Origin of the sequence: Pseudomonas sp. (assembly GCF_035277045.1) — a bacterium.
Lineage (GTDB): Bacteria > Pseudomonadota > Gammaproteobacteria > Pseudomonadales > Pseudomonadaceae > Aquipseudomonas.
The window spans coordinates 1-5,369 of sequence record NZ_DATELE010000185.1 but is presented as its reverse complement, the minus strand read 5'-3'; the positions used below and the strand labels follow the sequence as shown (position 1 = coordinate 5,369).

Here is a 5,369-nt window from a genome sequence, read left to right as displayed (position 1 = left end):
CTGAACGGCACCTGGCGCTCGTCTTTGCAAGAAGCTTTCCAACTTTGGCTGACAGTCAGCCTGACGCCTAACTATCGCGCCTCAGGTCCGGCGGAATCGGCAGGTCGTCCTTCAGCGGTTCGGGCGGCTTGCCCTTGCCGGCGTGGTACTGGCGGATCTGGAACACATAGGCCAGCACCTGCGCGACGGCCATGTACAGGCCGGCCGGGATCTCCTGCTCGAGCTCGGTGCTGTAGTAGATCGAGCGCGCCAGCGCGGGCGACTCAAGGATCTGGATCCGGTGCTGCACGGCGATCTCGCGGATCTTCAGCGCGATGAAGTCGCTGCCCTTGGCCACCAGCAGCGGCGCCGCCCCGCCCTTCTCGGGGTCGTACTTGAGCGCGACGGCATAGTGGGTCGGGTTGGTGATGATCACGTCGGCCTCGGGCACCGCGGCCATCATCCGCCGCTGGGACACCTCGCGCTGCATCTGGCGGATGCGCTGCTTGACCTCAGGCTTGCCCTCGGAGTTCTTGTACTCGTCGCGCACTTCCTGCTTGGTCATCTTGAGCTTGTTGAACGACTGCCAGAGCTGGAAAGGCACGTCGGCGGCGGCGATCAGCAGCAGGCCGGAGGCCATCCACAAGGTGCTCCAGCCCACCACCTGCACGCTGTGGATGATGGCTTGCTCGAGCGGCTCGTTGGCGATCGCCAGCAAGGCGTCGCGGTCGCCCGACAGCACGACCAGGGCCACCACCAGGATCACCACGAACTTGGCGATGGCCTTGAGCAGCTCGGTCAGCGAGTTGAGCGAGAACATGCGCTTGATCCCGGACAACGGGTTCATGCGGCTGAACTTGGGTTGCAAGAGGCTGCCGGAAAACAGGAAGCCGCCCAGGGCGATGGGCCCGATGAACGCGACGAAAAACAGCAGCACCAGCACCGGCTGGACCGCCCAGATGGCCTTCTTGCCGGAGGCGAGCAGGAACAGGCCCATGGAGCGCTCGTCCACCAGCACCTCGCGCGACAAGGTGAAATTGCTGCGCATCAGGTCCATCAAGGTTTCGGCCATGTTCCCGCCAAACACCAGCAACGCCCCGGCTCCGGCCAGGGTCACGAGCACCGTGTTGAGTTCCTTGGAGCGGGCGACCTCGCCTTTCTCGCGCGAATCCTTGCGGCGTTTCTCGGTGGGGTCTTCCGTCTTGTCCGCACCGCTCTCGCTTTCAGCCATGCTCAGCGCGCCTTTGCCAGTTCACGCAGCCATTGCAGCGATTCGCTGGCCAACGACTGGTAGTGAGGAAGGATGTCGGCCAGCGTCACCCAGAAGATGCCCATGCCCAGCACCAGGGTCAGCGGAAAACCGATCGAGAAGATGTTCAGCTGCGGGGCGGCCCGGGTCATGATCCCGAAGGCGATGTTGACCACCAGCAGCGCGGTGATCGCGGGCAATACCAGCAGCAGCGCGGCGCCAAACACCCAGCCCACGCGGCCGGCCAGCTCCCAGAAGTGATTGACCAGCAGCCCGCCGCCCACCGGCAGCGTGGTGAAGCTTTCGGTCAGTACTTCAATCACCACCAGGTGACCGTTCATCAGCAGGAACAGCACGCTCACCAGCATGGTCATGAACTGGCTGACCACCGCCGTGTTCACGCCGTTGGCCGGGTCGACCATGGACGCGAACGCCATGCCCATCTGGATGGCGATGATCTGGCCGGCCACCACGAACGCCTGGAACAGCATCTGCAGCGCCAGCCCGAACATCGCCCCGATGATGATCTGCTCGGCGCACATCAGCAGCCCGCTGATGCCCAGCGGGTTGAATTCGGGCATCGGCGGCAGGCCGGGGGTGATCACCACGGTGATCGCCAGGGCGAAATACAGGCGGACCCGCGCGGGCAGCATCTTGGTGCCGATGATCGGCATGGTCATCAACACCGCCGTGACCCGGAACAGGGGCAGCATGAAGGTCGCGACCCAGGCGCCGATCTGCGTGTCGGTCAGCTCTAGCATGGCCACCTCACCCGATCAGCTGCGGAATGCTGCTGTACAGGCCGGTGATGTACTCCATGAACGTCTGCGTCAGCCACGGACCGGCGACGATCAGCGTGATCAGCATCACCAGCAGGCGCGGCAGGAAGCTCAGGGTCTGTTCGTTGATCTGCGTGGCGGCCTGGAACATCGCCACCACCAGGCCGATCAGCAGGCTCGGGATCACCAGCACGGCGACCATCAGGGTGGTCAGCCAGAGGGCATCACGGAACAGGTCGACGGCGACTTCTGGAGTCATGGGTATCTCCTCTAGGGGCTCAGACGCCGCCGAAACTGCCGGCCAGCGTACCCATGATCAGCGCCCAGCCATCGACCAGCACGAACAGCATGATCTTGAAGGGCAGCGAGATGATCAGCGGCGACAGCATCATCATGCCCATGGCCATCAGCACACTGGCCACCACCATGTCGATGATCAGGAACGGGATGAAGATCATGAAGCCGATCTGGAACGCGGTCTTGAGCTCGGAGGTGACGAACGCCGGCACCAGGATGGTCAGCGGCGCCTGGTCGGGGGTGGCGATGTCGGTACGCTTGGACAGGCGCATGAACAGGTCGAGGTCGCTCTGGCGGGTCTGCGCGAGCATGAAGTCCTTGAGCGGCACCTGGGCCCGGTTGATGGCTTCCTGAGCGACGATCTGCTCGTTCAGGTAGGGCTGCAGGGCGTCCTTGTTCACCCGGTCGAACACCGGCGCCATGATGAACATGGTCAGGAACAGCGCCATGCCGGTGAGCAACTGGTTCGACGGCGTCTGCTGCAGGCCAAGGGCCTGACGCAGGATCGAGAACACGATGATGATGCGGGTGAAGCTGGTCATCAGGATGACGAAGGCTGGAATGAAGCTCAGCGCCGTCATGATCAGCAGGATCTGCAGGCTGACCGAATACTCCTGCTGGCCGTCCGCCCCGTTGGACAGGGTGATGGCCGGGATCGACAGCGGATCGGCGGCCAGCGCCAGCGGCGCTGCCATCAGCAGCGCCAGGGTCAACAGCATGCGCAACGCGCCCATCACGACTTGTCCTTATGGTCCTTGCCCATCAGCTCCATGAGCCGCAGGGCGAATTCGGGCGTGGCCTGGCGGGCACTGGCGGGCACCTCCACGGGCTCGGCCAGCACATGCAGCGCCTGGATGCTGCCCGGGCTGTGGCCGAGCAGGATCTGCTCCTTGCCCACTTGCACCAGCAGCAGGCGGTCACGCGGGCCGATGGCGCGGCTGCCGATGATCTCGATCACCTGACCGCCACGCGGCGCCGCGCCCTGCACCCGGCGCAGCAGCCAGGCGAGGAAGAAGATCAGACCGACGACCAGCCCCAGCCCCAGCACCAGCTGCAACAGCTGCCCACCCAGGCCGCCAGGGGTAGAGGTGGTGACGGCCGGAGCCGCGCTACCAGCCGCGGCCGCGAGCGCTTCACCGCTCAGTACAAGGCCCAGGACCAGCATGGCCCGATTCACGACCTTCACTCAGCGCAGCTTCTTGATGCGTTCGCTGGGGCTGATCACGTCGGTCAGGCGAATGCCGAACTTCTCGTTGACCACCACCACCTCGCCGTGGGCGATCAGGGTGCCGTTGACCAGCACGTCGAGCGGCTCGCCGGCCAGGCGGTCGAGCTCGATCACCGAGCCCTGGTTGAGCTGCAGCAGGTTGCGGATGTTGATCTCGGTGCTGCCCACTTCCATCGAGATGTTCACCGGGATGTCCAGGATCACGTCCAGGTTGGGGCCGTCCAGGCTGACCGGGTCGTTGTTGCGCGGCGAGCTTGCGAATTCTTCCATCGGCAGGCGGCCGGGGCCGGACTTGGCGCCATTGCCCGCGTCGGCGGCGAGCAAGGCGTCGATGTCGGCCTGCCCGGCATCGCCGGTTTCTTCCAGGGCCGCGGCCCATTCATCGGCCAGGGCCTGATCCTCGGCGGAAGTCATATCGTTCTGGTTAGCCATAATGTCCTCGACAGGCATTCAATTCGGGAGTTGCGACCGGTACGCGCTTAGCGGCGTTCGATCGGATCGATGATCTGCAGGGCCAGGTTGCCCTTGTGCGAGCCCAGCCGGGCCTTGAACGACGGCACGCCGTTGGCGCGCAGCACCAGGTGCTCGGGCAGCTCCACCGGGATCACGTCGCCAGGCTGCATGTGCAGGATGTCGCGCAGTTTCAGCTGGCGCCTGGCAACGGTGGCGCTGACCGGCACGCTGACATCCAGCACGTCCTCGCGCAGGGCCTTGACCCAGCGTTCGTCCTGGTCGTCCAGGTCGGACTGGAAACCGGCATCGAGCATCTCGCGCACCGGCTCGATCATCGAGTAGGGCATGGTCACGTGCAGGTCGCCGCCACCACCGTCCAGCTCGATGTGGAAGGTCGACACCACCACGGCCTCGCTCGGCCCGACGATGTTGGCCATGGCCGGGTTGACCTCCGAGTTCATGTACTCGAAGTTGACCGGCATGATCGCCTGCCAGGCTTCCTTGAGGTCAACGAAGGCCTGGTCCAGCACCATGCGCACCACGCGCAGTTCCGTCGGGGTGAATTCACGCCCTTCGATCTTCGCGTGACGGCCGTCGCCACCAAAGAAGTTGTCCACCAGCTTGAACACCAGCTTGGCGTCGAGGATGAACAGCGCTGTGCCGCGCAGTGGCTTGATCTTCACCAGGTTCAGGCTGGTCGGCACGTAGAGCGAATGCACGTACTCGCCAAACTTCATCACCTGCACGCCGCCCACCGCCACGTCGGCGGAGCGCCGCAGCAGGTTGAACATGCTGACGCGGGTATAGCGCGCGAAGCGTTCGTTGATCATTTCCAGGGTCGGCATGCGGCCGCGCACGATCCGGTCCTGGCTGGTCAGGTCGTAGCTTTTGACGCCGCCAGGGTCGCTGGGGCTTTCGGTTTGTACCAGACCGTCATCGACGCCATGCAAGAGGGCGTCGATCTCATCCTGGGACAGCAGGTCCTGCACGGCCATCGGTGGCTCCTACTGCAATACGAAATTGGTGAACAGCAGCTGGTCGATGACCGGCTTGCCGACTTCTTTCTGCGCCACTTCCTGAACCACCGCGGTGGCTTTCTGGCGGAGCATTTCCTGGCCGACGGGGCTGCCGGCCAGGGTGTCGAAACCTTGCCCGGAGAACATCATCACCAGGTTGTTGCGAATCACCGGCATGTGCACCTTCAGGGCATCCAGCGCGGCCTGGTCGCGGCCTTGCAGGGTGATGCTGACCTGCATGTAGCGCTGGCGGCCGTTCTGATTGAAATTGACCACGAAGGCCGGTGTCAGCGGCTCATAGATCGCCGGGGGTTTCACGTTGGCCGCGGCGGCGTCCGGCACGGGCTCGCTGTCGGGCTTGTGCATGA

Annotated in this window: 8 protein-coding genes; all 8 read right to left on the bottom strand. The window is 64.4% G+C overall.

What is annotated here, in order from left to right; genetic code table 11:
* Positions 1-67: 67 nt before the first annotated feature.
* Entirely contained in the window at positions 68-1,210 is a 1,143-nt protein-coding gene (gene flhB / locus VJS90_RS09695; protein WP_324121386.1) for a flagellar biosynthesis protein FlhB, read from the bottom strand.
* Positions 1,211-1,212: 2 nt separating this feature from the next.
* Positions 1,213-1,989, bottom strand: coding sequence for a flagellar biosynthetic protein FliR (gene fliR, locus VJS90_RS09690; protein WP_324121385.1), 777 nt, complete (start codon positions 1,987-1,989; stop codon positions 1,213-1,215).
* Positions 1,990-1,996: 7 nt separating this feature from the next.
* Positions 1,997-2,266 carry a flagellar biosynthesis protein FliQ gene (fliQ, locus tag VJS90_RS09685; RefSeq protein WP_324121383.1) on the bottom strand — a complete coding sequence of 90 codons (270 nt, stop codon included), beginning with the start codon at positions 2,264-2,266 and terminating at the stop codon, positions 1,997-1,999.
* A gap of 19 nt (positions 2,267-2,285) precedes the next feature.
* On the bottom strand, positions 2,286-3,038 hold the full coding sequence (gene fliP, locus VJS90_RS09680; RefSeq protein WP_324121380.1) for a flagellar type III secretion system pore protein FliP: 753 nt from the start codon (positions 3,036-3,038) through the stop codon (positions 2,286-2,288).
* A complete protein-coding gene (gene fliO, locus VJS90_RS09675) occupies positions 3,038-3,469 on the bottom strand; it encodes a flagellar biosynthetic protein FliO (RefSeq protein WP_324121388.1) in 432 nt (143 codons plus the stop codon). Before fliO ends, fliP begins: the two co-directional genes overlap by 1 nt.
* 21 nt (positions 3,470-3,490) lie before the next feature.
* Positions 3,491-3,964, bottom strand: coding sequence for a flagellar motor switch protein FliN (gene fliN / locus VJS90_RS09670; protein WP_324121378.1), 474 nt, complete (start codon positions 3,962-3,964; stop codon positions 3,491-3,493).
* Positions 3,965-4,011: 47 nt separating this feature from the next.
* Positions 4,012-4,980: a flagellar motor switch protein FliM gene (gene fliM / locus VJS90_RS09665; RefSeq protein WP_324121376.1), complete on the bottom strand. Its 969-nt coding sequence runs from the start codon at positions 4,978-4,980 to the stop codon at positions 4,012-4,014.
* Positions 4,981-4,989: 9 nt separating this feature from the next.
* The coding region (locus VJS90_RS09660; RefSeq protein ID WP_324121374.1) for a flagellar basal body-associated FliL family protein at positions 4,990-5,369 on the bottom strand (380 nt) is incomplete at its 5' end.